The 24,800-nt window shown below is 55.3% G+C and carries 21 protein-coding genes; 10 read left to right on the forward strand and 11 right to left on the reverse strand.

Annotated features, from left to right (window positions below; genetic code table 11):
• Positions 1 to 29: 29 nt before the first annotated feature.
• Positions 30 to 2,072, forward strand: coding sequence for an oligopeptidase A (gene prlC, locus ACLD4K_RS06825; RefSeq protein WP_001528193.1), 2,043 nt, complete (start codon positions 30 to 32; stop codon positions 2,070 to 2,072).
• Positions 2,073 to 2,078: 6 nt separating this feature from the next.
• Positions 2,079 to 2,837: a 16S rRNA (guanine(1516)-N(2))-methyltransferase RsmJ gene (gene rsmJ / locus ACLD4K_RS06830; protein ID WP_411011588.1), complete on the forward strand. Its 759-nt coding sequence runs from the start codon at positions 2,079 to 2,081 to the stop codon at positions 2,835 to 2,837.
• A 91-nt stretch (positions 2,838 to 2,928) separates the two neighbouring features.
• On the opposite strand, the gene dtpB is transcribed toward rsmJ, so the two are convergent.
• Together dtpB and uspA are read right to left on the reverse strand one after the other, a co-directional pair.
• The gene (gene dtpB, locus ACLD4K_RS06835; RefSeq protein ID WP_411011589.1) at positions 2,929 to 4,401 is read right to left on the reverse strand and encodes a dipeptide/tripeptide permease DtpB; all 1,473 of its coding nucleotides are present in this window, start codon (positions 4,399 to 4,401) and stop codon (positions 2,929 to 2,931) included.
• Between the two features lie 324 nt (positions 4,402 to 4,725).
• The gene (gene uspA / locus ACLD4K_RS06840) at positions 4,726 to 5,160 is read right to left on the reverse strand and encodes a universal stress protein UspA (RefSeq protein WP_000323565.1); all 435 of its coding nucleotides are present in this window, start codon (positions 5,158 to 5,160) and stop codon (positions 4,726 to 4,728) included.
• A 387-nt stretch (positions 5,161 to 5,547) separates the two neighbouring features.
• Here uspA and uspB point away from each other — a divergent pair, with 387 nt between their 5' ends.
• A complete protein-coding gene (gene uspB / locus ACLD4K_RS06845; RefSeq protein ID WP_000626193.1) occupies positions 5,548 to 5,883 on the forward strand; it encodes a universal stress protein UspB in 336 nt (111 codons plus the stop codon).
• Positions 5,884 to 6,022: 139 nt separating this feature from the next.
• On the opposite strand, the gene pitA is transcribed toward uspB, so the two are convergent.
• Positions 6,023 to 7,519, reverse strand: a complete 1,497-nt coding sequence (gene pitA / locus ACLD4K_RS06850; RefSeq protein ID WP_000902764.1) for an inorganic phosphate transporter PitA — start codon at positions 7,517 to 7,519, stop codon at positions 6,023 to 6,025.
• Positions 7,520 to 7,749: 230 nt separating this feature from the next.
• Here pitA and ACLD4K_RS06855 point away from each other — a divergent pair, with 230 nt between their 5' ends.
• The 4 genes from ACLD4K_RS06855 (at position 7,750) to ACLD4K_RS06870 (ending at position 14,181) form a co-directional block, all read left to right on the forward strand.
• Positions 7,750 to 8,946 carry an NAD(P)/FAD-dependent oxidoreductase gene (locus ACLD4K_RS06855; protein ID WP_000439228.1) on the forward strand — a complete coding sequence of 399 codons (1,197 nt, stop codon included), beginning with the start codon at positions 7,750 to 7,752 and terminating at the stop codon, positions 8,944 to 8,946.
• Between the two features lie 305 nt (positions 8,947 to 9,251).
• Positions 9,252 to 10,319, forward strand: coding sequence for an HlyD family secretion protein (locus ACLD4K_RS06860; RefSeq protein WP_000359836.1), 1,068 nt, complete (start codon positions 9,252 to 9,254; stop codon positions 10,317 to 10,319).
• Positions 10,316 to 13,057 (forward strand): ribosome-associated ATPase/putative transporter RbbA, encoded by a 2,742-nt coding sequence (gene rbbA / locus ACLD4K_RS06865; RefSeq protein WP_000202924.1) that lies wholly within the window; start codon positions 10,316 to 10,318, stop codon positions 13,055 to 13,057. The genes ACLD4K_RS06860 and rbbA overlap by 4 nt, the downstream gene beginning before the upstream one ends.
• Positions 13,057 to 14,181, forward strand: coding sequence for an ABC transporter permease (locus ACLD4K_RS06870; protein WP_001214750.1), 1,125 nt, complete (start codon positions 13,057 to 13,059; stop codon positions 14,179 to 14,181). The genes rbbA and ACLD4K_RS06870 overlap by 1 nt, the downstream gene beginning before the upstream one ends.
• A gap of 87 nt (positions 14,182 to 14,268) precedes the next feature.
• Here the strand turns inward: ACLD4K_RS06870 and nikR are convergent, their stop codons facing one another.
• The 3 genes from nikR to ACLD4K_RS06885 form a co-directional block, all read right to left on the reverse strand.
• Entirely contained in the window at positions 14,269 to 14,670 is a 402-nt protein-coding gene (gene nikR / locus ACLD4K_RS06875) for a nickel-responsive transcriptional regulator NikR (protein ID WP_001190057.1), read from the reverse strand.
• Positions 14,671 to 14,761: 91 nt separating this feature from the next.
• Complete coding sequence (acpT, locus tag ACLD4K_RS06880) at positions 14,762 to 15,340, reverse strand: 4'-phosphopantetheinyl transferase AcpT (RefSeq protein ID WP_001649271.1); 579 nt, start codon at positions 15,338 to 15,340, stop codon at positions 14,762 to 14,764.
• A gap of 51 nt (positions 15,341 to 15,391) precedes the next feature.
• A complete protein-coding gene (locus tag ACLD4K_RS06885; RefSeq protein ID WP_411011590.1) occupies positions 15,392 to 16,441 on the reverse strand; it encodes an AI-2E family transporter in 1,050 nt (349 codons plus the stop codon).
• An 89-nt stretch (positions 16,442 to 16,530) separates the two neighbouring features.
• Between ACLD4K_RS06885 and ACLD4K_RS06890 the strand changes: the two genes are divergently transcribed.
• Entirely contained in the window at positions 16,531 to 17,790 is a 1,260-nt protein-coding gene (locus ACLD4K_RS06890; RefSeq protein ID WP_411011591.1) for an MFS transporter, read from the forward strand.
• A gap of 3 nt (positions 17,791 to 17,793) precedes the next feature.
• On the opposite strand, the gene ACLD4K_RS06895 is transcribed toward ACLD4K_RS06890, so the two are convergent.
• Positions 17,794 to 18,351, reverse strand: a complete 558-nt coding sequence (locus ACLD4K_RS06895; protein ID WP_411011592.1) for a DcrB family lipoprotein — start codon at positions 18,349 to 18,351, stop codon at positions 17,794 to 17,796.
• A gap of 72 nt (positions 18,352 to 18,423) precedes the next feature.
• Positions 18,424 to 19,089: a 7-cyano-7-deazaguanine/7-aminomethyl-7-deazaguanine transporter gene (locus tag ACLD4K_RS06900; RefSeq protein WP_411011593.1), complete on the reverse strand. Its 666-nt coding sequence runs from the start codon at positions 19,087 to 19,089 to the stop codon at positions 18,424 to 18,426.
• 169 nt (positions 19,090 to 19,258) lie between these two features.
• On the opposite strand from ACLD4K_RS06900, the gene tusA reads away from it, so the two are divergent.
• Positions 19,259 to 19,504, forward strand: a complete 246-nt coding sequence (tusA, locus tag ACLD4K_RS06905) for a sulfurtransferase TusA (RefSeq protein ID WP_001541054.1) — start codon at positions 19,259 to 19,261, stop codon at positions 19,502 to 19,504.
• A 23-nt stretch (positions 19,505 to 19,527) separates the two neighbouring features.
• Here the strand turns inward: tusA and tcp are convergent, their stop codons facing one another.
• The 3 genes from tcp to ACLD4K_RS06920 all read right to left on the reverse strand — a co-directional run bounded on the left by tcp (position 19,528) and on the right by ACLD4K_RS06920 (position 24,273).
• Positions 19,528 to 21,171, reverse strand: coding sequence for a methyl-accepting chemotaxis citrate transducer (tcp, locus tag ACLD4K_RS06910; protein WP_183059685.1), 1,644 nt, complete (start codon positions 21,169 to 21,171; stop codon positions 19,528 to 19,530).
• Between the two features lie 196 nt (positions 21,172 to 21,367).
• Positions 21,368 to 23,566: a Zn(II)/Cd(II)/Pb(II) translocating P-type ATPase ZntA gene (zntA, locus tag ACLD4K_RS06915; RefSeq protein WP_411011594.1), complete on the reverse strand. Its 2,199-nt coding sequence runs from the start codon at positions 23,564 to 23,566 to the stop codon at positions 21,368 to 21,370.
• Between the two features lie 80 nt (positions 23,567 to 23,646).
• The gene (locus ACLD4K_RS06920; RefSeq protein ID WP_183059683.1) at positions 23,647 to 24,273 is read right to left on the reverse strand and encodes a lysoplasmalogenase; all 627 of its coding nucleotides are present in this window, start codon (positions 24,271 to 24,273) and stop codon (positions 23,647 to 23,649) included.
• Between the two features lie 141 nt (positions 24,274 to 24,414).
• Here ACLD4K_RS06920 and ACLD4K_RS06925 point away from each other — a divergent pair, with 141 nt between their 5' ends.
• Entirely contained in the window at positions 24,415 to 24,786 is a 372-nt protein-coding gene (locus ACLD4K_RS06925) for a DUF2500 domain-containing protein (protein WP_411011595.1), read from the forward strand.
• The last annotated feature ends 14 nt before the right edge of the window (positions 24,787 to 24,800 follow it).

Genomic DNA, 24,800 nt, shown 5'->3' on the forward strand with positions numbered 1-24,800 from the left:
CACTCACCTTCTTCTACAGGACTGCGCATATGACCAATCCATTACTAACGTCTTTTTCACTGCCGCCTTTTTCTGCAATTAAACCGGAGCATGTGGTGCCTGCGGTCACCAAAGCGTTGGCCGATTGCCGGGCGGCGGTAGAAGGCGTTGTGGCGCATGGCGCGCCGTATAGCTGGGAAAACCTTTGCCAGCCGTTGGCGGAAGCCGACGATGTTCTGGGGCGTATTTTCTCGCCAATTAGCCACTTAAACTCGGTGAAAAATAGCCCGGAGCTGCGTGAAGCCTACGAACAGACGCTGCCGCTGCTGTCGGAATACAGCACCTGGGTTGGGCAACATGAAGGACTGTACAACGCGTACCGCGACCTGCGCGACGGCGATCATTACGCCACTCTGAATACCGCGCAGAAGAAAGCGGTTGATAACGCGCTGCGTGATTTTGAACTGTCCGGCATCGGTCTGCCGAAAGAGAAACAGCAGCGTTACGGCGAAATCGCCACTCGCCTGTCTGAGCTGGGCAACCAGTACAGCAATAATGTGCTCGATGCCACCATGGGCTGGACGAAGCTCATCACCGACGAAGCCGAGCTGGCGGGAATGCCGGAAAGCGCGCTCGCCGCCGCTAAAGCCCAGGCGGAAGCCAAAGAGCAGGAAGGTTACCTGCTGACCCTGGATATCCCGAGCTATCTGCCGGTCATGACCTACTGCGACAACCAGGCGTTGCGCGAAGAGATGTATCGCGCCTATTCCACTCGTGCCTCCGACCAGGGGCCGAACGCCGGTAAGTGGGATAACAGCCCGGTGATGGAAGAAATTCTTGCGCTGCGCCATGAACTGGCGCAACTGCTGGGCTTCGAAAATTATGCCCATGAATCGCTGGCCACCAAGATGGCGGAAAATCCGCAGCAGGTGCTCGATTTCTTAACCGATCTGGCGAAACGCGCTCGTCCGCAGGGGGAAAAAGAGCTGGCCCAGCTGCGCGCCTTCGCCAAAGCCGAATTTGGCATTGAGGAGCTGCAACCGTGGGATATCGCGTACTACAGTGAAAAGCAAAAACAGCACCTGTACAGCATCAGCGATGAGCAGCTACGTCCGTACTTCCCGGAAAACAAAGCCGTGAATGGCCTGTTTGAAGTGGTGAAACGTATTTACGGCATCACCGCCAAAGAGCGTACTGACGTTGATGTCTGGCACCCGGAAGTGCGTTTCTTTGAACTGTATGACGAAAATAACGAGCTGCGCGGCAGCTTCTACCTTGACCTGTACGCGCGCGAACACAAACGCGGCGGGGCGTGGATGGACGACTGTGTCGGCCAGATGCGTAAAGCGGACGGCACATTGCAAAAGCCGGTCGCTTATCTGACCTGTAATTTCAACCGTCCGGTGAACGGTAAACCCGCTCTGTTTACCCATGACGAAGTGATCACCCTGTTCCACGAGTTTGGTCATGGCCTGCATCATATGCTGACCCGCATTGAGACCGCCGGGGTCTCCGGCATCAGCGGGGTGCCGTGGGACGCGGTCGAACTGCCAAGCCAGTTTATGGAAAACTGGTGCTGGGAGCCGGAAGCGCTGGCGTTTATCTCCGGCCACTATGAAACCGGCGAGCCGTTGCCGAAGGAACTGCTGGATAAAATGCTGGCGGCGAAAAACTATCAGGCGGCGCTGTTTATTCTGCGTCAACTGGAGTTCGGTCTGTTTGATTTCCGTCTGCATGCGGAATTTAATCCGCAGCAAGGGGCGAAAATTCTTGAGACGCTCTTTGAAATTAAAAAACAGGTCGCCGTGGTGCCGTCACCGACATGGGGCCGCTTCCCACATGCGTTCAGCCATATCTTTGCCGGTGGCTATGCGGCAGGCTACTACAGCTATCTGTGGGCCGACGTACTGGCGGCGGACGCTTATTCCCGCTTTGAGGAGGAAGGCATTTTCAACCGTGAGACCGGTCAGTCGTTCCTTGATAACATCCTGACTCGCGGTGGTTCTGAAGAGCCAATGGAACTCTTTAAACGCTTCCGTGGCCGTGAACCACAACTGGACGCGATGCTGGAGCATTACGGGATTAAAGGCTGATTTTACGTGCAAATCTGCTTAATGGATGAAACGGGCGCCACAGACGGCGCCTTATCTGTGCTGGCTGCCCGCTGGGGACTGGAGCATGACGAAGACAACCCGATGGCGCTGGTATTGACGCCGCAACATCTGGAGCTGCGCAAGCGCGACGAACCGAAACTCGGCGGCATTTTCGTCGATTTTGTCGGCGGCGCGATGGCGCACCGGCGCAAGTTTGGCGGCGGGCGCGGCGAAGCGGTGGCGAAAGCCGTCGGTATCAAAGGCGATTATCTGCCGGACGTGGTTGATGCCACGGCCGGACTGGGGCGCGATGCGTTTGTGCTGGCGTCCGTCGGTTGCCGCGTGCGGATGCTGGAGCGTAATCCGGTGGTCGCCGCGTTGCTCGATGACGGTCTGACGCGCGGCTACGCCGATGCGGATATTGGCGGCTGGCTTCAGGAGCGTTTGCAGTTGATTCATGCTTCCAGCCTGACGGCGTTGACTGATATCACGCCGCGCCCGCAGGTGGTGTACCTCGATCCGATGTTTCCTCACCGGCAGAAAAGCGCGCTGGTAAAGAAAGAGATGCGGGTGTTTCAGTCGTTGGTGGGGCCGGATCTCGACGCGGATGGCCTGCTGGAACCGGCGCGTCAGTTGGCGACCAAACGCGTGGTGGTTAAACGTCCCGATTATGCGCCGCCGCTGGCGGATGTCGCGACGCCCAACGCCATCGTCACCAAAGGGCATCGGTTTGATATTTATGCCGGAACCCCACAGACGGAGTAACGGATTGCCCGATGACGCTACGCTTATCGGGCCTATGATTCTCAATTATTTGTAGGCCGGATAAGGCGTAAGCCGCATCCGGCACTGAGTATTACTGTTCGGTACCTGGCGTATTAATCATCCGGTTTAACCACGGCACCATAATGGCCATCACCACGGTGACCGCCAGCGTTACCAGACCAATTTTGCTAAAGACGCCGGTATAAATTGGCAGCGTCTGTAACGGATCGGTGATGTTTTCCGGTACGGCGGTGAAGGTCGCCACATAACCGCCGAGCAGGAAGGCGGCGGCCTGGGTCAGGAACCACATTCCCAGAATAAAGCCCATCAGATGCTGCGGCACCAGAGCGGCGACCATTGCCAGTCCCAGCGCGCTAATCAGCAGCTCGCCCAGACTCTGGAACAGATACACCAGCACGATAAACCACGGCGACGTCAATCCTTGCGCATCGGCAAACCACATCCCGGCGGCGGCGGCGGTCAGAAAACCCAGCGCGCAGAGGAACATGCCGAGCGTAAACTTCATCGGCATAGTCAGATCTTTGCCTTTGCTACCCAATCGGGTGTAAATCGCTGCCAGTACCGGACTGGCGACGACCACCCAGAATGGGTTCAGCGCCTGAAAACTCACCGGGTTAATGGCGAATCCAAGAATTTCATGATGCACGTTATTAATCGCAAAGAAGTTCAGCGAGGTAGGCATCTGCGCATACAGAATGTAAAACAGCACGGCTTCAATCATCAGAATAAACGCCACGAACATTTTATTGCGGCCGGTTTTATCCAGACGAAACGCTTCGCGAAAGAAGAAAATAGTGACGACGATAGAAAGGACGATGAGCACCAGATTGGCAATCTTAACGTTGTGCATCAGCCAGGCGCAGAGGAAAATCATGACGACGGTGCCGAGCAGTACCAGCAGCAAATTGCGAAAACGTAGCGGTTTATGATCCGGTTCAGAACCGATATTTTTCACCATGCCACGGCAGGCGAAGTACACCAGAAGCGCAACAATTAAACCAGCGCCGCACAGATTATAGGTCACCGCATAGCCAAATTTATCGGCAATCACCGGCGCCAGCGATAGCGATAACAAAGAACCGATGTTAATTGACATATAAAACAGGGTGAAAGCGCCATCCAGCCGGGGATCTTTAGGCTGATAGCATTTAGAGAGCAGGCTGGCGGGATTGGCTTTAAATAACCCGTTGCCCACGGCAATCGTACCCAGTGCGATAAAAATCAGATCGGGATTTAATAGCGACATGCCGGTCATAAAATAGCCAATCGCCAGCACAACCGCGCCCAGGACCAGGGTGCGTTTAGTCCCTAACAGATGGTCGCCAACATAGCCGCCGATGGAGATCAGGCCATAAACCAGCGCCGCAAAAGCGCCAAAGGTAATAAAGGCCTGTTCCTGAGAAAAACCCAATTGTTTAACGAAAAAGACCGCCAGGATGCCCTGGACGCCGTAATAGCCAAATCGTTCCCATAATTCTACGAAAAAGATCATGAAGAATGGACGAGGTTGCTGCAGCAAGCCCGTAGGTGCAGTTGTATTCATATTCCTTCGCCTTTCAATGCCATCCCGAAACGTATGAGCGCGTATATCAAAACGCGCCGAAAAGTCTTACCCTGATATAGACTGCGGTTATTAGCCTGATTAATAGGTTATTATACAAATGATACGCAAACTAATTAGTGGATCACACTAATTATGTTTGGTGTGATGGAATGATGTACTGAGTGCTGCGAAGAGGGGGGGATAAACAAAACGCCCACATAAGCGGGCGTTGTTGTTGATAGCCGGAATTTGCCTGATGGTTCAGGCTAACCTGATTGACTATAGACCAGATAAGGTCTTAGCCGCCAGCCGGCACGGCAAGTATTACTCTTCTTCGTCGCGCAGCGGAACAATCAGCATGTCAACGTGAACGGTGTTGATCAACTGGCGCGCAGAAGACATCAGTTTGCTCCAGAAGTCCTGGTGATGACCGCAAACGACCAGATCCATATCGTATTTCTTGATGGCGTCAACCAGCACCTGGCCCAAATCGCCGCTACCGCTCAGGGTTTCAGTGATAGGGTAGCCAGCGTTGGTAGACAGCTCGGTCAGCGCGTGGTGGGTTTCTTCGGAGATACGTTTCTGCATATCGCCCAGATTGACGTCAATCAGGCCGGTGTACAGGTCTGAATAATTCACGTCAACGTGGATGAGGGAGATTTTCGCGTTGTAGGGGCGCGCCATAGAGACCGCTTTTTCAACCAGAACTTTACTTTCCGGGGAGAGATCAACTGCGATAAGAATGTGTTTATAAGCCATAGTGTTACTCCTTCCATAAGTTGTCGATGACCATTGAGCTACTGGCGTTTCTTATGCCGCCGCGTCACCCGCGTCCTGCGAACTCTATGCGCGGGGCTAGCTCAACAGTTTACCATAACTATCCTTACATTATAGCGACCAGGATAATCCGTCAATCTGCCTTGCTTGCCAGCTAGTTAAACAAAATTTTCAGTGAATTGCATTGATAGTGATTAACCTTCTGGTAAAAAAATTAACTGATCTCCTACAATGTGTATAAGAGCCGTTTGAATGCGGAGCGTTAATATGGACGGCTTTCGTAGTACTCTTTCACTGATTGTCTGGCAGGGTATCGGGGAGCGGTAGTCCCGGAGAGGAACTCCGTGGGCGGGTCGCCGGGGAGGAGATATGATAAGCACCGTCTCACTATTCTGGGCTTTATGTGTCGTTTGCATTGTTAATATGGCGCGCTATTTCTCATCGCTACGCGCACTGTTAGTGGTACTTCGTGGTTGCGATCCTTTGCTCTATCAATATGTCGATGGCGGCGGCTTCTTTACCACGCATGGTCAGCCCAACAAACAGGTGCGCCTGGTATGGTATATCTACGCTCAGCGCTATCGCGATCATCATGATGAAGAATTTATTCGCCGTTGTGAACGCGTGCGCCGCCAGTTTCTGCTGACCAGCGCGTTATGCGGTTTGGTGGTGGTGAGCTTGATTGCGCTCATGATTTGGCACTGAATAAAAAAAGCGGGCCAGTTTCCTGACCCGCTCGTATTAGATAAGCCTCCGGATGACGCCGCTTGTAGCGGCCTATCAGGCCTGTGTCGTTTCATCCTGACAGGCCGGATTAGCGACAGCGCTATCCGGCCCATTTGGCTTAAATAATCTTCAGGGAAAGCCAGTACAGCACGCCGGAAAGAATAATCGCCGCCGGTAACGTAAATACCCAGGCCATCAGAATGCTGGTCACGGTTTTACGCTGCAACCCGCCGCCATCAACGACCATGGTTCCCGCCACTGAAGAGGAGAGTACGTGAGTGGTAGAAACTGGCATACCGGTGTAGCTGGCAAGACCGATAGAGACTGCCGCCGTCATCTGCGCCGACATTCCCTGCGCATACGTCATGCCTTTTTTACCAATTTTCTCGCCGATAGTGGTCGCCACGCGACGCCAGCCGATCATCGTACCAATACCCAGCGCCAACGCCACTGCCATAATGATCCACACCGGCGCATACTCAATGGTGCTTAACATATCGGTCTTCAGCTTTTTCAGCAGGCGCTGGTCATCGCTGCTTACGCCAGGCAATTTCACGACTTTGTCGGTCGTGTCGGAAATGCACAGCATAATGCGACGCAACTGACTACGCTGTTCAACGCTTAACTTGTCGTAGCTTTCCACGTTTGCCAGCATCCCTTTCGCACGGTTAAGCGCGTTAATGGTGTTAGCCGGATGGCAGTGGAATTCAGTCGGTTCAGTCGCGCCCGGCTCCGGAGAGGGAATCAGTTGGTCAACGCCGGTGACGGCTTTCAGCAGGTCAGGACGCTGCTCAAAGTACGTTTCGACATTGTTGATAGCATCGCGCGTACGGGTGATTTCGTAGCTGGAGGCATTCATATTGACCACGAAACCCGCAGGCGCGACGCCAATCAGCACCAGCATGACCAGGCCAATGCCTTTCTGACCATCGTTCGCGCCATGCGAAAACGCCACGCCGATAGCTGAGAGGATCAGCGCGATACGCGTCCAGAACGGCGGCTTTTTCTTGCCGTCTTTCTTTTCACGTTCGGCTGGCGTCAGGTGGATACGGGCGCGTTTCTTAGTACCGCTCCAGTAGCGGCGCAGCAAGAAAATCAGACCGCCGGCGAATACCAGACCGACAATAGGGGAAATAATGAGTGAACCGAAAATATTGATAACTTTCGGGATGTTAAGCGCATCCACCACTGACGTGCCGGTCATCATCGCATTGGTTAAACCGATGCCGATAATGGCGCCAATCAGCGTGTGGGAACTGGACGCCGGCAACCCGAAATACCAGGTACCGAGGTTCCAGATAATCGCCGCCAGCAACATGGAAAAGACCATAGCGAGGCCGTGCGCGGAACCCATGTTGAGCAGGAGATCCGTCGGTAGCATATGCACAATGGCATACGCCACGCTGAGACCCCCCAGCAAAACGCCAAAAAAGTTAAACACCGCCGCCATGACAACCGCCAGCTGCGAACGCATCGCACGGGTGTAAATCACGGTTGCGACTGCATTGGCTGTGTCATGGAAGCCGTTAATCGCTTCGTAGAACAGCACAAAAGCCAGAGCAAGCAATAATAAAAGCCCGGTATGTAAATCCAGGCCAGCAAACAAATGTAGCATAGGACGTTACGCCATTTTGAGGACATGAACGCGGCGCATTATCAGTGACTTTGGCGGCGCGGGCAAAGTGAAATATAGACTTTTTTTGATGCACTTCGTGCTTTGTTTGATATCACTAAAGAATTATCTTATATATTTCAGATAAATACCATTTTCAGGCGCTTTTCGCGCTGGTGCGACCACTGAGGAAACTTTACAATTCACGCCCGAATTTGAGAGAGGAAGGCGACGTGGAAAGGTTTGATGCCGTTATTATAGGCGCTGGCGCAGCGGGCATGTTTTGCGCCGCGCAGGCAGGACAGGCGGGTAGCCGCGTGCTGCTCATCGATAATGGCAAGAAGCCAGGACGTAAAATCCTCATGTCCGGCGGTGGGCGCTGCAACTTTACTAATCTTTATGTTGAGCCTGCTGCGTATTTGAGCCAGAACCCCCATTTTTGCAAATCAGCGTTAGCCCGCTATACCCAGTGGGACTTTATCGATCTGGTCGGCAGGTATGGGATAGCCTGGCATGAGAAAACGCTGGGACAGCTTTTTTGCGATGATTCCGCCCAACGCATTGTCGATATGCTGGTTGCCGAGTGCGACAAAGGCGGCGTAACGATGCGCCTGCGTAGCGAGGTATTGAGCGTCGAGCGTGATGAGTCGGGTTTCATACTGGCGTTGAACGGCGAGACGGTGACTACGCAAAAGCTGGTGATTGCCAGTGGCGGCCTGTCGATGCCGGGGCTTGGCGCATCGCCGTTTGGCTATAAAATCGCCGAACAGTTTGGTCTCAAGGTGTTGCCGACGCGCGCCGGGCTGGTGCCCTTTACCCTACATAAGCCGCTGTTAGAACAGCTCCAGACGCTGTCTGGCGTCTCTGTGCCCTGCGTAATTACCGCCCGCAATGGCACGGTATTTCGGGAAAACCTACTTTTTACCCATCGTGGACTGTCCGGCCCCGCCGTTTTACAGATTTCCAGCTACTGGCAACCGGGCGAGTTAGTGAGCATTAACTTATTGCCGGACCTCTCGCTGGAAGACGTTCTCAATGAACAGCGTAACGCGCACCCGAACCAGAGTCTGAAGAACACGCTGGCGATGCATCTGCCGAAACGGCTGGTGGAGTGTTTACAACAGTTGGGGCAGATCCCGGATGTATCGCTCAGGCAGTTGAACGTTCGTGACCAGCAGGCGTTGGTTGACACGCTTACGGCCTGGCAAGTGCAGCCTAACGGCACCGAAGGCTATCGGACAGCGGAAGTGACGCTGGGCGGCGTGGATACAAACGAGCTATCATCGCGGACTATGGAAGCGCGCCGCGTGCCGGGCCTCTATTTTATCGGCGAAGTGATGGACGTCACCGGTTGGTTGGGCGGCTATAACTTCCAGTGGGCGTGGTCGAGCGCCTGGGCCTGCGCGCAGGATTTGGCGGCAAAACGCTAAATACCATTACAAACAATAAGCGAATAGACATCCCGGACAGAGGTGTTAGTATCGATTTATAGCAGTTATGAGTATGCGTGTTTCATTTACGGCCAGGAACGCTGATGATGACAACATTACTCCCTCTTTTTCGGGTACCTACATCATTCACTCCCTTTGACGGCGAGCGCTTCATTGGCGTCTGCTCGTCGTCTGGCCCCTTTTCTTTTTTCATTCTTATCCCGGATGGAAACCCCCGCTGAGCGCACGCCCGGCGGACTTTGTGGCACGCATGGTTAGACAACAGGGATTACGGCGGGTCGATTATGGACAAAATGAAGCGTCATCTGGTGTGGTGGGGTGCGGGGATTCTTGTGGCGGTGGCCGCGATAGCCTGGTGGATGCTGCGCCCTGCGGGAATACCGGAGGGGTTTGCCGCCAGCAACGGCAGAATTGAAGCCACCGAAGTGGATATTGCCACTAAGATTGCCGGGCGTATTGATACCATCCTCGTTTCGGAAGGGCAGTTCGTTCGTCAGGGCGAGGTGCTGGCGAAAATGGATACCCGCGTATTGCAGGAGCAGCGGCTGGAGGCGATTGCGCAGATTAAAGAGGCCGAGAGCGCAGTTGCCGCCGCCCGTGCCTTGCTGGAGCAACGCCAGAGTGAAATGCGCGCCGCGCAGTCGGTCGTCAAACAGCGGGAAGCTGAGCTGGACTCCGTCTCTAAACGTCACGTGCGTTCTCGTTCGCTGTCGCAGCGTGGCGCGGTATCTGTACAACAGTTAGATGACGATCGCGCGGCGGCGGAAAGCGCGCGCGCCGCCCTGGAGACCGCCAAAGCGCAGGTATCTGCGGCAAAAGCGGCGATTGAGGCGGCGCGTACCAGTATTATCCAGGCGCAAACGCGCGTGGAAGCGGCGCAGGCGACCGAGCGGCGTATTGTCGCCGACATCGACGACAGCGAATTAAAAGCGCCGCGCGATGGACGTGTGCAGTACCGCGTTGCGGAGCCGGGCGAAGTGTTATCGGCTGGCGGCCGGGTGTTGAACATGGTCGATCTCAGCGATGTTTATATGACATTTTTCCTGCCGACCGAACAGGCGGGGTTGTTGAAGATCGGCGGTGAAGCGCGACTGGTGCTGGACGCCGCGCCGGATCTGCGTATACCGGCGACGATCAGTTTTGTCGCCAGCGTGGCGCAGTTCACACCCAAAACCGTGGAAACCCACGATGAACGGTTAAAGCTGATGTTCCGTGTCAAAGCGCGTATTCCGCCAGAGCTGCTGCGACAGCATCTGGAATATGTCAAAACCGGTTTGCCGGGAATGGCCTGGGTTCGTCTGGATGAGCGCGTGCCCTGGCCTGACGCTCTAAGCGTGAGGCTGTCGCAATGACGTCGCTGACGCTGGTGCCTGTTCCTCCCGTGGCGCAGCTTGAGGGGGTGAGCCAGCATTACGGAAAAACGGTCGCGCTGAACAATATCACGCTGGACATTCCCGCCCGTAGTATGGTCGGGCTGATTGGTCCGGACGGGGTGGGTAAGTCGAGCCTGCTGTCGCTGATTTCTGGCGCGCGGGTGATTGAGCAAGGGAACGTTATCGTCCTGGGCGGCGATATGCGCGATGCGAAACATCGCCGCGACGTCTGTCCGCGCATCGCCTGGATGCCGCAGGGGCTGGGGAAAAACCTTTATCACACGCTATCGGTTTATGAGAACGTCGATTTTTTCGCTCGTCTCTTTGGTCATGACAAAGCTGAACGCGAAGCGCGTATTACCGAGCTGCTGAACAGCACCGGCCTGGCGCCGTTTCGTGACCGTCCTGCCGGGAAGCTGTCCGGTGGGATGAAACAAAAGCTGGGGCTGTGCTGTGCGCTGATTCATGACCCGGAATTGCTGATTCTTGATGAGCCTACCACCGGCGTGGACCCGCTCTCCCGCGCTCAGTTCTGGGACTTAATCGACAGTATCCGCCAACGGCAGACCAATATGAGCGTGTTGGTCGCAACGGCCTATATGGAAGAGGCGGAGCGTTTTGACTGGCTGGTGGCGATGAATGCGGGCGAGATACTGGCAACCGGCAGCGCGCAGCAACTGCGGGCAAAAACCCATAGTGCGACGCTGGAGCAGGCGTTTATCGCCCTGTTGCCAGAAGCGCAGCGCCAGGCGCATAAGCCAGTGGTAATCCCCCCCTATCACGCTGAGCAGGAAGAGATTGCCATTGAGGCGAAAGATCTGACCATGCGCTTCGGTAAGTTCGTCGCGGTTGACCATGTTAATTTCCGTATTCCGCGCGGCGAGATTTTTGGCTTCCTCGGTTCAAACGGTTGCGGCAAATCGACCACCATGAAAATGCTGACCGGTCTGCTTCCCGCCAGCGAAGGCCAGGCCTGGCTATTTGGCCAGCCGGTAGACCCGAACGACATCGATACCCGTCGCCGGGTCGGGTATATGTCGCAGGCTTTTTCGCTCTATAACGAACTCACCGTGCGGCAGAATCTGGAACTTCATGCCCGCCTGTTTCATATTCCGCCAGCGGAGATCCCGGCGCGCGTCGCGCAGATGATCGAACGCTTTATGCTAACGGAGGTGGAAGATACGCTCCCCGCTTCGTTGCCGCTCGGTATCCGCCAGCGTTTATCGCTGGCGGTAGCGGTGATCCATCGCCCGGAAATGCTGATTCTTGATGAGCCAACGTCCGGCGTTGATCCGGTCGCCAGGGATATGTTCTGGCAGCTTATGGTCGATCTTTCGCGTCAGGATAAGGTGACGATTTTTATCTCGACCCATTTTATGAACGAAGCGGAACGTTGCGACCGAATGTCATTGATGCACGCCGGTAAAGTGCTCGCCAGCGGGACGCCGCAGGAATTGGTGCAACAGCGGGGCGCGGCCAATCTGGAAGCGGCGTTTATTTCCTGGCTACAGGAAGCTGCGGGAGCGGCGCCTGAAACCCCAATACCGCCATCCCAGACGCCTGCCGCGTCAGGTAAACCGTCGCGGCAGGGATTGAGCTTCCGGCGTTTGTTCAGCTACAGTCGCCGCGAAGCGCTGGAGCTACGCCGCGATCCGGTACGCTCGACGCTGGCGCTGCTGGGAACGGTAATTCTGATGCTGATTATGGGCTATGGCATCAGTATGGACGTGGAGAACCTGCGTTTTGCCGTACTCGACCGCGATCAAACCGTCAGCAGCCAGGCATGGTCGCTCAATCTGGCGGGATCGCGCTATTTTATCGAACAGCCGCCGCTCGCCAGCTATGACGAGCTTGACCGGCGGATGCGTTCGGGAGAGTTGGCGGTTGCCATTGAGATCCCGCCTAATTTTGGCCGCGATATTGCTCGCGGTACGCCAGCGCAGATTGGCGTCTGGGTGGATGGCGCTATGCCCAGCCGCGCCGAGACGGTGAAGGGGTACGTTCAGGCGATGCACCAAAGCTGGCTGCAGGAGGCGGCGAGTCGTCAGCCGAACCCGGTTAAACAGACCGGGCTGCTCAACATTGAAACGCGCTATCGCTATAATCCGGATGTGAAAAGTCTGCCCGCTATCGTTCCGGCGGTCATTCCGCTGCTGCTCATGATGATCCCGTCAATGCTTAGCGCCCTGAGCGTGGTGCGGGAGAAAGAGCTGGGGTCGATGATTAATCTGTACGTAACGCCGACGACGCGCAGCGAATTTTTGCTGGGTAAACAACTGCCGTATATCGCGCTGGGTATGCTGAACTTTTTGCTACTGTGCGCGCTGTCGGTCTTTGTGTTCGGCGTGCCGCTGAAAGGCAGCTTTCTCACGCTTACCCTCGCGGCGCTGCTTTACGTCATCATCGCCACCGGTCTGGGGCTGCTGATCTCCACGTTTATGAAGAGCCAAATCGCCGCTATTTTTGGGACGTCGATTATTACCCTCATTCCGGCAACACAATTTTCTGGCATGATCGATCCGGTGGCTTCGCTGGAAGGACCGGGAAGATGGATCGGCGAGATCTACCCGACCAGCCATTTTCTGACGATCGCGCGTGGGACGTTTTCCAAAGCGTTGGATCTGTCCGATCTCTGGCCGTTATTTATGCCGTTACTGATTGCCGTCCCGGTGGTGATGGGTCTGAGCATTCTGCTGCTGAAAAAACAGGAGGGGTAATGCGCGGATTACGTAATATTTATAATCTCGGCGTTAAAGAACTGCGCAGTCTGCTGGGCGACAAAGCGATGCTGGCGCTGATCGTCTTCGCCTTTACGATTTCGGTTTACTCCTCCGCTACCGTCCTGCCCGGTTCGTTGCATCTTGCCCCTATCGCCATCGCCGATATGGATCAGTCACAGTTGTCGAACCGTATTGTGAATAGTTTTTACCGCCCGTGGTTTCTGCCGCCGGAGATGATTACGGCAACGGAAATGGATGCCGGACTGGATGCCGGACGCTATACCTTTGCGGTCAATATTCCGCCGAATTTCCAGCGTGATGTGCTGGCCGGACGTCAGCCTGATATTCAGGTTAACGTCGATGCGACGCGCATGAGCCAGGCGTTTACCGGCAACAGTTATATCCAGAATATTATTAGCGGCGAGGTCAACAGCTTTGTGGCGCGCGCGCGGGGAGATAACGTTCAGCCGGTGTCGCTGGAGATTCGGATGCGCTTTAACCCGAATCTGGACCCGGCGTGGTTTGGCGGCGTGATGGCGATTATCAACAACATTACCATGCTGGCGATAGTGCTGACCGGATCGGCGCTGATCCGCGAGCGAGAACACGGCACGGTAGAGCATCTGTTGGTGATGCCGGTCACGCCCTTTGAGATCATGATGGCGAAAGTATGGTCGATGGGGCTGGTTGTGCTGGTGGTTTCCGGTTTGTCTTTGATGCTGATGGTGAAAGGCGTACTTGGCGTACCGATTGAAGGATCGATCCCATTGTTTATGTTGGGCGTGGCGCTGAGCCTGTTCGCTACCACTTCAATTGGGATTTTTATGGGCACCATTGCCCGTTCGATGCCGCAGCTGGGGTTATTAATGATTCTGGTACTGTTGCCGCTACAAATGCTTTCCGGCGGTTCCACGCCGCGCGAAAGTATGCCGCAGGCGGTGCAGGATATTATGCTGACCATGCCGACGACGCATTTTGTCAGTCTTGCCCAGGCGATTCTTTATCGCGGCGCAGGTTTGAGTATCGTCTGGCCGCAGTTCCTGACCCTGCTGGCGATAGGCGGCGTGTTCTTCCTGATAGCGCTGTTACGCTTCAGAAAAACGATTGGCACGATGGCGTAAACATTATTGCCGGAGGGCGGCTGCGCCTCATCCGCCCTACAAACGACGACGTGCGAGCGTAGGCCGGGCAAGCGAAGCGCCCCGGCATTAGTCTTCTTTCGGCAAGCACTGCAAGTGGCCGTGGCGCACGCCGCGCTGGGCGATAACATCATCGGCAAAATGCTGTACGTCGCCCATATCGCCCTTCAGAACGGCGATCTCCAGACAGTCATCGTGGTTGATATGGACGTGCAGCGTGGCGACGGATAAATCATGATGATGATGCTGGGTGGAGACGATGCGGCTGGCTAAATCCCGTTTCTCATGTTCATAAACATATGAAAGTACCGCGAAACCCTGTGTACCGTGTTCCTGGGTGGCCTCCTGCGCCAGAGCGCCGCGCAGAATATCACGGATCGCTTCGGAGCGATTGTTATAGCCGCGTCGCTGGCTCAGGCTGTCCAGCGTTTCCAGTAAATCGTCATCGAGGGTGATGGTGACACGTTGCATCTGACTTAAACCTTTTGGTATGGCGCGTCGGCGCATGGGAAGCTCCGCATTTTGTAACACACGTCCGCCGCCAGAGGGAAAAATTAATGTGTCATAACGCTTTCGTTACCGTCTGCGGCGTCAGCGTAAACGGTGTGGGGGTACAGACTGCCAGACTGAGCGTATCGAGCTGACACTGGCTGACCGACAAGGCAGAGGGCAACGTGCTGTCCACGCTGACGATTTGCCAGGCGCTGCCGCCGCGTTGTTTTACGATGGCTTCTTTACGCGTCCAGATACGCCAGAAGGCCGCCAGTTGTCGCTCCGGACGTTCCGCTTCCATTTCAGCATGTTCGCCGAGGCTGAATACCGCATTTGCCAGCGAACGCCAGTTATCGCGCGGGCGGATCACTTCAATATCGCAGCCGACTTCACCTTCGTCGCTAAGCAACAGAGCAATAGTGTCGCCGCTATGGCTGAGGTTAAACCACAGCGGCGTTCCGGCGGAAAAAGCCGGTTTACCCTGTTCGCCATACACCATTTCCGGTAGCGGCGAGAGCGCACGGGAAAGCAGCACGCGCCCGGCCAGCCAGCTTGCCCGGCGAACGCCCTGCGGTGCCTGAGCGATTAACGCGTCGGGCAATTGACCTGCGCTTAATGTTGACACTTTTCCCAGAACGATCTGGTACATATCAGGACCAACGTTGCCTATGAAGAAGAGGAGATTGTAGCATCTGTCGCCTCATCCCGGTAAACGGCTTTTCGGTCGGCCTGGCCCCAGTAAGATCGCCAGTTTGCTGCCGCCTTTAGTGGTTTCCATCCAGATTTTGCAGACGCTGGTCAAAGGAACGGACAAGAGCATCCCGACCGGGCCTAATAGCCATCCCCAGACCAATAACGAAAGAAATACCACCAGCGTGGACATTCCCAGACGATGGCCCATCATGCGTGGCTCCATAATGTTGCCAATCACCATATGGACCACCAAAAAGAGCGCGCCGACCAGTACGCACTCGTAAAAGCCGTTAAATAACAGCGCCTGAATCATGGGGGGAACGGCGGAAATCACCGAGCCGATATTAGGAACGTAATTGAGCAAAAAGGCCAGTACGCCCCACATTAGCGCAAACTGAATACCCATTAACGCCAGCCCCAGCCAGATAATCGCGCCCGTCCATAAACTGAGCAGCGTTTTCAGCGCCAGATAATGCGAGACGCCTTTCAGGGCGCGGTGCAGGCCGGCAATATGGATTTGTGGATTGTTTAGCGCGAAACGTAATTTATAAGGCACGTGACGCACCTCAAACAACATAAAAACCACGGTCATCACCAGCAGCACAATGCTTGCCATCGCGCCCGATACGCCGGTCATTAATGTTGTGGTGAAGAGCATGATTTTATCGGAGTCCATCCCGCGGAGCATACGTTCCGGCGACATATGTAAATTCAGGAAGGGCATTAACTCCTGAAGGTGTAAGACCTTACGCGTCAGTTCCTTGCTGTATTTAGGCAGCATAGCGATAAATTCATTAAGCGATGCGGCAAGCACACCCACCAGCGCGGTAAGCACGATCAGCATGACGACCACCACGATAGTAATCGCCAGCGGTCGCTTCACGCCCCGGCGAATAAACCAGGTCACTAATGGATTAAGAACAATGGCGAAAAAGAGCGCCAGCAAGAGTTGTACAATAATATCCGCCGCGGCATGAATCCCGGCGAGAATAATGACCAGGGAGGCCAGTTTCAGCAGAATATGCATACCCGTTTTGTCGGGTTGAGCGGTTGGCATGAAGTTTTCCTTGTTGTGTTTTTTTCTAAGTGTAGCGGCTGCCCTGATACCGATAATCTGAATCTCACTACTGATTTTCACCGCGCGCCATGATAGAAAAGAAAACATGTTGTAAAAATGCGGTGATACTCATGCCCGAACCCGTCGCTGAACCGGCGCTAAACGGATTGCGCCTCAATCTGCGTATTGTCTCCATTGTGATGTTTAACTTTGCCAGCTACCTGACCATCGGCCTGCCGCTCGCCGTCTTGCCCGGCTATGTGCATGATGCGATGGGATTCAGCGCGTTCTGGGCGGGGCTTATTATCAGCCTGCAATACTTCGCCACTCTGTTAAGCCGTCCCCATGCCGGGCGGTATGCGGATGTATTAGGGCCGAAAAAAATCGTTGTCTTTGGCTTATGCGGCTGTTTTTTAAGCGGACTCGGCTACCTGCTGGCGGATATCGCCAGCGCCTGGCCGATGATCAGTTTGTTGCTACTGGGGCTGGGTCGTGTGATTTTAGGGATTGGGCAAAGTTTTGCCGGCACCGGTTCGACACTGTGGGGCGTCGGCGTCGTCGGGTCGTTGCATATTGGTCGGGTCATCTCCTGGAACGGTATCGTCACCTACGGTGCAATGGCGATGGGCGCGCCGCTGGGCGTGCTGTGTTATGCCTGGGGCGGGTTACAGGGGCTGGCGCTAACGGTGATGGGCGTGGCGCTGTTGGCGATACTGTTAGCGCTTCCACGTCCGTCGGTGAAGGCGAACAAAGGCAAGCCGCTGCCGTTTCGCGCGGTGCTGGGGCGTGTCTGGCTGTATGGTATGGCGTTGGCGCTGGCCTCGGCAGGGTTTGGCGTCATCGCGACGTTTATTACCTTATTTTATGATGCTAAAGGTTGGGATGGCGCCGCCTTTGCGCTCACGTTATTTAGCGTCGCGTTTGTCGGCACGCGTTTGCTGTTCCCTAACGGCATCAATCGTTTAGGCGGGTTGAATGTCGCCATGATCTGCTTTGGCGTGGAGATTATTGGTCTGTTACTGGTGGGGACGGCAGCCATGCCGTGGATGGCAAAAATCGGCGTTTTACTCACGGGGATGGGGTTTTCGCTGGTCTTTCCGGCGCTGGGCGTGGTGGCCGTCAAAGCCGTGCCGCCGCAGAACCAGGGCGCGGCGCTGGCGACCTATACCGTCTTTATGGATATGTCTTTGGGGGTTACCGGGCCGCTGGCGGGGCTGGTGATGACCTGGGCGGGCGTGCCGGTGATTTATCTGGCGGCGGCCGGGCTGGTAGCGATGGCGCTATTACTGACCTGGCGCTTAAAAAAATGGCCTCCGTCTGCACTGCCGGAGGCCGCATCATCGTCGTAAAGGTTATTTAACAACCAACGTATTGATGATGTTTTCAGCCGTGGTTTGCGCTTTTTGCTGATTGTCCGCAGGCAACGTAACCTGAATCGTCAGCAATTGGTTATCCACTTTGCCCAGCACGATGGAAGAGTACGCCGTCTGGCCCTTCGCGGAGATAATGCTGTCCAGTTGTTGCAACGTATGGCCTTTGAGCTCAATAGACTTATTGGTGACGACCTGAAGCTGCGGGTCGCGGCTACGCTGTTGCTCAAGCAGGCGGTTCGCCAGCAACGGCAACGCTTCATCGGTATTATCGCCGACGATAACAATCACCGCTTTCTGGCCCGTCGGGTCAGAATAAACGTGCATATTATTCGCCTGGGTGCCCAGCTTACCGCTTTGATCGGTCATCTCCGCCGGCAGTGAGAAACTGAGTTTGCCATCCATCAGGCTGATGGGCTGACCGGAGGCCTGGCTTTCTGCGGCGGCGCTTTCTGCCGACGCTTTTGTATCGTTGTTATCACAGGCCGCAAGCCCCATAACCAGCAGGCCAATACCGGCATATTTAACCAAATTGCGCATTGACTTCTTCCTTTCGATAAACGGCCATAACGGCTCATTCGCTCATCTTATCACAACTCGGAAAACGAACCTTTAACTTGCCGGTAATGGGGAAATTTCAGATTTATCTGCCAGCTTTTTCAGCAGTATATTCAGTAGAACGCCGTACATCGGCAGGAAGAAAATAATGCTGATGAGCACCTTAAAGCAATAATCCACCAGCGCAATTTCCATCCAGTGCCCGGCCATAAAGGCATCCGGGCTTCGCCAGAACGCAATAAAGAAAAAGGCAAGGGTATCGCTGATATTGCCAAACAGCGTTGACGCGGTCGGCGCCAGCCACCAGCGACGATTTTGGCGCAGGCGGTTAAACACATGGACATCAAGGATCTGTCCCAGCGCGTAGGCCATAAAGCTGGCGGCGGCGATACGGGCGACAAACAGATTAAAGTTCGCCAACGCGGCGAAACCTTGCCAGGCACCCATATAGAACAGCGATGACACCACATACGACACCAGCAGCGCAGGGATCATGACGGCGAAGATAATGCGGCGCGCCAGCGGTGCGCCAAAAATACGCACGGTAAGATCGGTGGCGAGAAAAATAAAAGGAAAACTAAACGCACCCCAGGTCGTGTGGAAACCAAAAATAGTGATGGGGAGCTGCACCAGATAGTTACTGGAAATGATCACCAGTAAATGGAATAGCGATAGCCAGAACAACGCTTTTATGCGCTGTGATTGTGTAAACGGAGTCATATTGTGACCTTTTTGTTGGATGGGGTGAGGGAACCCAATAAAGAACCGCCGCATAATACTGTTTTGCGCTGGCATTGCAATGGCTAATTTTCACGCAATCGTTAACCTGCCTGGCTTACTGACGAAGATGGGCGTAAAATATCGCCGTTTTTCTACCATTGAGACGAAGATGAGCGATCTGTTTTCCTCCCCTGACCATACGCTTGACGCCCTGGGGCTGCGTTGCCCTGAACCGGTAATGATGGTGCGCAAGACGGTGCGCAACATGCAAACTGGCGAAACATTGCTGATTATCGCCGACGATCCGGCGACGACGCGTGATATTCCGGGGTTCTGTACCTTTATGGAACACGATTTGCTGGCGCAAGAGACGGAGGGTCTGCCGTACCGCTATTTATTGCGTAAGGCGCATTAACCGCACGGCAGATAACATTCTGATTAGAAGCTTTCCCAGTTCGCCTGTTCTGTGGCGGGCTGTGGCGTTAAGCCTTTGCTTAACGGCGTCGGCGACGCCTCCCGACGAGGCTGTTTCTGGATGCGGAACGCGGCGACCGCCTGACGAAGTTCGTTAGCCTGATCTTCCAGCGCCGCCGCCGCTGCTGCGGATTCCTCTACCAGCGAGGCGTTTTGCTGCGTCACGCTGTCCATTTCCGATACCGCCTGCGCCACCTGCTCAATGCCTTTGCTTTGCTCATCGGAGGCAGAGGCGATTTCGCCCATAATATCGGTCACGCGGGTCACGGCGTTGACGATCTCTTTCATGGTTTCTCCCGCTTCGCGTACCTGCGTAGAGCCGGTATCAATGCGCGACACGGAGTTTTCAATCAGCACTTTGATCTCTTTGGCGGCCTGCGCGCTACGGCTGGCCAACGTGCGTACCTCTCCGGCCACGACCGCGAATCCTCGCCCCTGTTCGCCGGCGCGGGCGGCTTCTACCGCGGCGTTCAGCGCCAGGATATTAGTCTGGAAGGCGATACCGTCAATCACGCTGGTGATGTCCACGATTTTTTCCGAGCTTTCGGCGATATCGTTCATGGTGTTCACTACGTTATCCACCACGCGTCCTCCTTTACGCGCGGTTTCTGATGCGGTTTTCGCCAGACCCGTCGCCTGTCGTGCGTTATCGGTGTTTTGCCGTACCGTGGCGGTTAACTGTTCCATGCTGGCGGCGGTCTCCTCCAGCGCCGAGGCCTGCTGTTCGGTACGGGAAGAGAGGTCGCTGCTGCCGGCGGAAATTTCGCCTGCGCCAGTATAGATAGAGTCCGCGTTATCGCGCACCGCGCTGACGGTACGGATTAACGACTGCTGCATCGTTTTAAGACCGGCGGCCAGTTGGCCCATTTCACTGCGTCCTTCGGCCTCTATCTCATGGGTAAGATCGCCGTCGGCGATAGTTTGAATGTGCGCCATAATCCGTTGCAGCGGGCGGAGTAGAACGCGTTGCAGCCCCAGCCAGATAAACGCCAGCACGACGAGCACGATAAGTAGAATTATCCCCAGCGTCCATTGCATCTGGGTAAAACCACTCTGATTCTGATCGCTGGCTAATTTTATTAATTGCGCATTTTGAGAGAGCCACTGGTCATATACCTGCTCCATGTCATCCTGCGCTTTTTGCGCGTCAAGGTTGCCATAGGCGGCGTAATTATCGGCTTTAAGATAGTGGATAGACTGCTGCAAAACGTCATACATCTGCTTAAAGCTGGCTTCGGCCTGGGCATCCAACGCCGGATCTTTTCCCGCGATCGCTTCGGAGTTCACGTAGTTGTTGAAATGCTTTTCCGCTTCGTTGAGCGACGCGCCAGCGTTGGTTAACAGCGTGTTCATGGCGTCCAGCGAGGCGGGATCGCGCTGATTTTTTAACATGCGTATCGCCACGCGGTTAATGGTGACGCGGGTTTCAATCAATGTCTGAAAACTGCCGCCCAGTTCCTGTTGTTGGTAACTCAGCGCGCTCGCATTCTGGAAATTCAGCCGATCGCTGCTGACGGCGGAATAAAACAGTATTCCTGTCACCAGCAATAAGGCGCTAAATATGCCCAGCGTCGCGATAACGCCGGTGATGACTTTGATATTTTTCATAGTGCCTAACATTCCTTATTTTGTAGACGGTATGATCAATATCGGTTGGATAAAAATTAACCTTACATCAAATCACGCTATTTCTGATTAATGGTTTGATAAGTAATAGAAAATAAATAATTTTCGCGTGAATAATATGAACAAAGAAAGGAATATCGCGGGATAACCCGGCGACATGCCGCCGGGTGGGAGAAGATTAGTTTTTACGCAGCAAACGTAGCGCGTTGGCGGTCACCAATACCGTGGCTCCCGTATCCGCCAGGATTGCCAGCCATAGCCCGGTAAAACCCAGTAGCGTCGTCACCAGGAAAATGGCTTTCAGCCCCAGCGCAATGGTGATGTTCTGCCGGATATTCGCGTGGGTAGCGCGCGCCAGCGTAATCATCTGCGCTAACCCGCGCAGACGGTTATGAGTAAGGGCGGCGTCAGCCGTTTCCAGCGCGACGTCAGTACCGCTGCCCATCGCAATTCCGATACTGGCGGCTTTCATCGCGGGCGCATCATTAATGCCGTCGCCCACCATTGCCAGCGGCGCTTGTTGGTTAAGGGCGGTGACTGCCCGCACCTTGTCTTCCGGCAGTAGCCCGGCTTTAAAAGCCAGATCCAGCTCGCCGGCAATCGCTGCCGCCGCCCGTGGGTTATCGCCGGTCAGAATCACGCCGTTAACGCCTAACTGATGCAGTTCGCGAATGGCGTCGCGCGCATCGTCACGCAACGTATCCTGGAGGGCGAGGACGCCAAGTACGGTCTCGTTACGCAGCACCAGAACCACCGTCTGCCCGGCGTTTTCCAGTTCGCTAATTTGCCCGGCAAACGTTGCCGCAGGCTGTTTTCCCGCCGCGCAAATCAGAATTCGTTCGCCGTTAACCTGCGCTTCAATCCCGGTTCCGGCCAGCGTTCGCTGCGATTCCGCCGTCGGGATCGCCAGATCGCGTGTCTGCGCTTCGCGGACAATAGCCTGCGCCAGCGGGTGCGTAGCGCCTTGTTCTACGGCTGCCGCCAGCGCCAACAGTTCAGCTTCGCTGATACCGCTTGCCGGATGAATCGCCGTCACCCGTGGTTTACCGATGGTCAACGTACCGGTTTTATCAAAGGCGACCTGCGTGATACGGCCCAGTTGCTCCAGCGCTGCGCCGCCTTTAATCAATGCGCCGCGCCGTGCCGCCGCCGCCAGCCCGGAGGTAATGGCCGCGGGCGTGGAGATCACCAGCGCGCACGGGCAACCGATTAATAGCAGCGTCAGCCCTTTATAAATCCACTCCTGCCAGCCGCCATCGAACATCAGCGGCGGAATAAGCGTCACCAGCAGCGCGATGACCATAATGACTGGCGTATAGATGCGGCTGAAACGGTCAATAAACCGCTCAATGGGCGCACGGCGCTCTTCCGCCTTTTCAATCAGCGTCAGGATACGGTCAATCGCGCTGGCGCCAGGTTCAGATAACACCTCCAGGGTGACGAGACGGTCAACGCTGGTCGCGCCTGCCGGGACTTTGTCGCCCGTTGCGCGCTCCACCGGGATAGACTCGCCGGTGAGCGCGCTTTCATCAAAGCTGGCGAAACCGGAAACCAGTTTACCGTCGGCGGGTAAACGCCCCCCGGCGGCGACTTCGATAATATCGCCCGGTCGCAGGGTATTAATAGCGACCTCTTCCCGCACGCCGTCGCGCAAACGGGTCGCCGTTTCCGGTTTAAGCGCCATTAACGCGCTGACGCCTTTACGGGCGCGGCTGGCGGCCCATCCTTCCAGGCGCTCGCCGATGAGGAACAGCAGCAATACCATTGCCGCCTCCGCCGTCGCGCCAATAAACAACGCGCCAATGGCGGCGACGCTCATCAGCGTTTCAATAGCGAACCAACTGCCGCTTTTCATCAGCCGCAGCGCCTGGCGGGCAATAGGATACAGACCGACCAGAGTGGTGACGATAAAGGCCAGTTGGCCGAACGGGTGGTTAAATTGCTCCAGCCCCCAGCTTATCGCCATCATAATGATCAGCGTAATAAGCGGCAGGTTCTCTTTAAGACGAGATTCAGGTGCGGCGTCGCGCGAATCTTCACTACGCAAGGTATAACCCGCCTTCTGTACGGCGCGTTCAATTTGCGTGCGGAGGTCGGCGTCGGCATCGACCACTAACTTTTCGGTGGCGAACAGCACTTGCGCCTGGTTGACGCCGCGAATTTGGCGTACCGCATTCTCCACTTTTCGGGCGCAGGCGGCGCAGTCCATGCCGGAGATTTTCCAGGTATAGCGCGTGCCTGCCACGGCAGTAGAAACAGGCGCGCTGGACGCGCAATGTTCTTCGCAGCAGCAGCTATCGGCCTTCTGTATTGCCGGGGCTAATCTGAAGGAGGTAAAGGGTGGGACTTTTTTGCCATCGGTATCAGGGGTCGACATAACGTCCTCCGGTTGATGATAATTTTCTCATTAACCGGAGGATACACTCTGGAGTCGACTCCAGAGTCAAGCGCTATTATTTACAGGTACAGCGAGCGAACAATCAGGAAGTGTCCTGCAAAGTAGCAGGCGGCGGCAATCGCGTTATCCGCCCGGAAACGGCGGCGGTAATGGCTACCCAGCCAGACGATATTGCCGATAAACAGCAGCGTCGCGCCGGTAAAGGCCGAAAGGGCTGGCGCCGTTGGACGGAAGAACCACAGTTCGCCCGCCAGCCAGACCATGACCATCGTCATGGCGATAAAAGTACATACCGGCCAGCGTAGCTCCTCCAGTCGCGTCCAGATAACGGCGATAAGCAACGCGCCGACTATCAGTAACGCCAGCGGCAGCGGCCAGAAGAACGACAACGTCATTTGGCTGGCAAAGTAAATGGTGTAGAGCAGATGCGATAAGAAAAATGCCCCGACGGCGTACAGCAGGCGTTGACGCGGTAATAGCGTTAACGCATCGCCGACCAGCGAGGCGCACAGTCCGGCCAACACAAGATAACTGATGGCGTCAAACATCGGCGCTTGCCAGGCCAGCAATAGCAACAGTAATAGCGTGACGGGCTTAAAAACCCAGCGTTGCCAGGCTGGCCCGCGATAGGAGGCGTCCACATACAGCCATGCGGACAGGCAGACAGCGATAAACGACCAAAGCATCTTAATTCCTTGAATTCGTTATTTTTTCGCAAACGGTATGCTTGCGGCTCTATTATTCAGTGTAGAGGCCGTGACGGTCAGATGACAACACTATAACGGGCAGGGTATGCTTATTTCCGCATTTTCTGACAGGTTAACATTATGAGTAAGCCACCGCTTTTCTTCATTATAATCATTGCATTAATCGTGGTTGCCGCGTCGTTTCGCTTCGTTCAGCAACGGCGGGAAAAAGCCGCTAATGAGGCGGCGCCGTTACAGCAAAAGCTGGTCGTGGTCAGCAATAAACGGGAGAAGCCGGTTAACGACCGACGCTCTCGCCAGCAGGAAGTGAGCCCGGCAGGAACCAGTATGCGCTATGAGGTCAGTTTTAAGCCGCTCAATGGCGGTCTGGAAAAAACGTTCCGTTTACAAGCGCAGCAGTACCACGCTTTGACGGTGGGCGATAAAGGTACGCTGAGCTATAAGGGAACGCGGTTCGTCGGGTTTGTTAGCCGTACCCCGGATAACGAATAAACCGTCATCCGGCA

The organism is Salmonella sp. 741265055_HSA, assembly GCF_046569525.1.
Lineage (GTDB): Bacteria > Pseudomonadota > Gammaproteobacteria > Enterobacterales > Enterobacteriaceae > Salmonella > Salmonella enterica.

Bases quoted from the DNA above. Each gene is read 5' to 3' on its own strand.
- rbbA (WP_000202924.1), top strand. From the start codon at position 10,316: ATGACGTCGCTGACGCTGGTGCCTGTTCCTCCCGTGGCGCAGCTTGAG.
- tcp (WP_183059685.1), bottom strand. From the start codon at position 21,171: ATGAAAAATATCAAAGTCATCACCGGCGTTATCGCGACGCTGGGCATA.
- ACLD4K_RS06885 (WP_411011590.1), bottom strand. From the start codon at position 16,441: ATGCCAACCGCTCAACCCGACAAAACGGGTATGCATATTCTGCTGAAA.
- ACLD4K_RS06900 (WP_411011593.1), bottom strand. From the start codon at position 19,089: ATGACTCCGTTTACACAATCACAGCGCATAAAAGCGTTGTTCTGGCTA.
- pitA (WP_000902764.1), bottom strand. From the start codon at position 7,519: ATGCTACATTTGTTTGCTGGCCTGGATTTACATACCGGGCTTTTATTA.
- ACLD4K_RS06925 (WP_411011595.1), top strand. From the start codon at position 24,415: ATGAGTAAGCCACCGCTTTTCTTCATTATAATCATTGCATTAATCGTG.
- ACLD4K_RS06860 (WP_000359836.1), top strand. From the start codon at position 9,252: ATGGACAAAATGAAGCGTCATCTGGTGTGGTGGGGTGCGGGGATTCTT.
- ACLD4K_RS06920 (WP_183059683.1), bottom strand. From the start codon at position 24,273: ATGCTTTGGTCGTTTATCGCTGTCTGCCTGTCCGCATGGCTGTATGTG.
- nikR (WP_001190057.1), bottom strand. From the start codon at position 14,670: ATGCAACGTGTCACCATCACCCTCGATGACGATTTACTGGAAACGCTG.
- uspB (WP_000626193.1), top strand. From the start codon at position 5,548: ATGATAAGCACCGTCTCACTATTCTGGGCTTTATGTGTCGTTTGCATT.
- acpT (WP_001649271.1), bottom strand. From the start codon at position 15,340: ATGTACCAGATCGTTCTGGGAAAAGTGTCAACATTAAGCGCAGGTCAA.
- ACLD4K_RS06870 (WP_001214750.1), top strand. From the start codon at position 13,057: ATGCGCGGATTACGTAATATTTATAATCTCGGCGTTAAAGAACTGCGC.
- ACLD4K_RS06890 (WP_411011591.1), top strand. From the start codon at position 16,531: ATGATAGAAAAGAAAACATGTTGTAAAAATGCGGTGATACTCATGCCC.
- tusA (WP_001541054.1), top strand. From the start codon at position 19,259: ATGAGCGATCTGTTTTCCTCCCCTGACCATACGCTTGACGCCCTGGGG.
- uspA (WP_000323565.1), bottom strand. From the start codon at position 5,160: ATGGCTTATAAACACATTCTTATCGCAGTTGATCTCTCCCCGGAAAGT.
- zntA (WP_411011594.1), bottom strand. From the start codon at position 23,566: ATGTCGACCCCTGATACCGATGGCAAAAAAGTCCCACCCTTTACCTCC.
- dtpB (WP_411011589.1), bottom strand. From the start codon at position 4,401: ATGAATACAACTGCACCTACGGGCTTGCTGCAGCAACCTCGTCCATTC.
- ACLD4K_RS06895 (WP_411011592.1), bottom strand. From the start codon at position 18,351: ATGCGCAATTTGGTTAAATATGCCGGTATTGGCCTGCTGGTTATGGGG.
- prlC (WP_001528193.1), top strand. From the start codon at position 30: ATGACCAATCCATTACTAACGTCTTTTTCACTGCCGCCTTTTTCTGCA.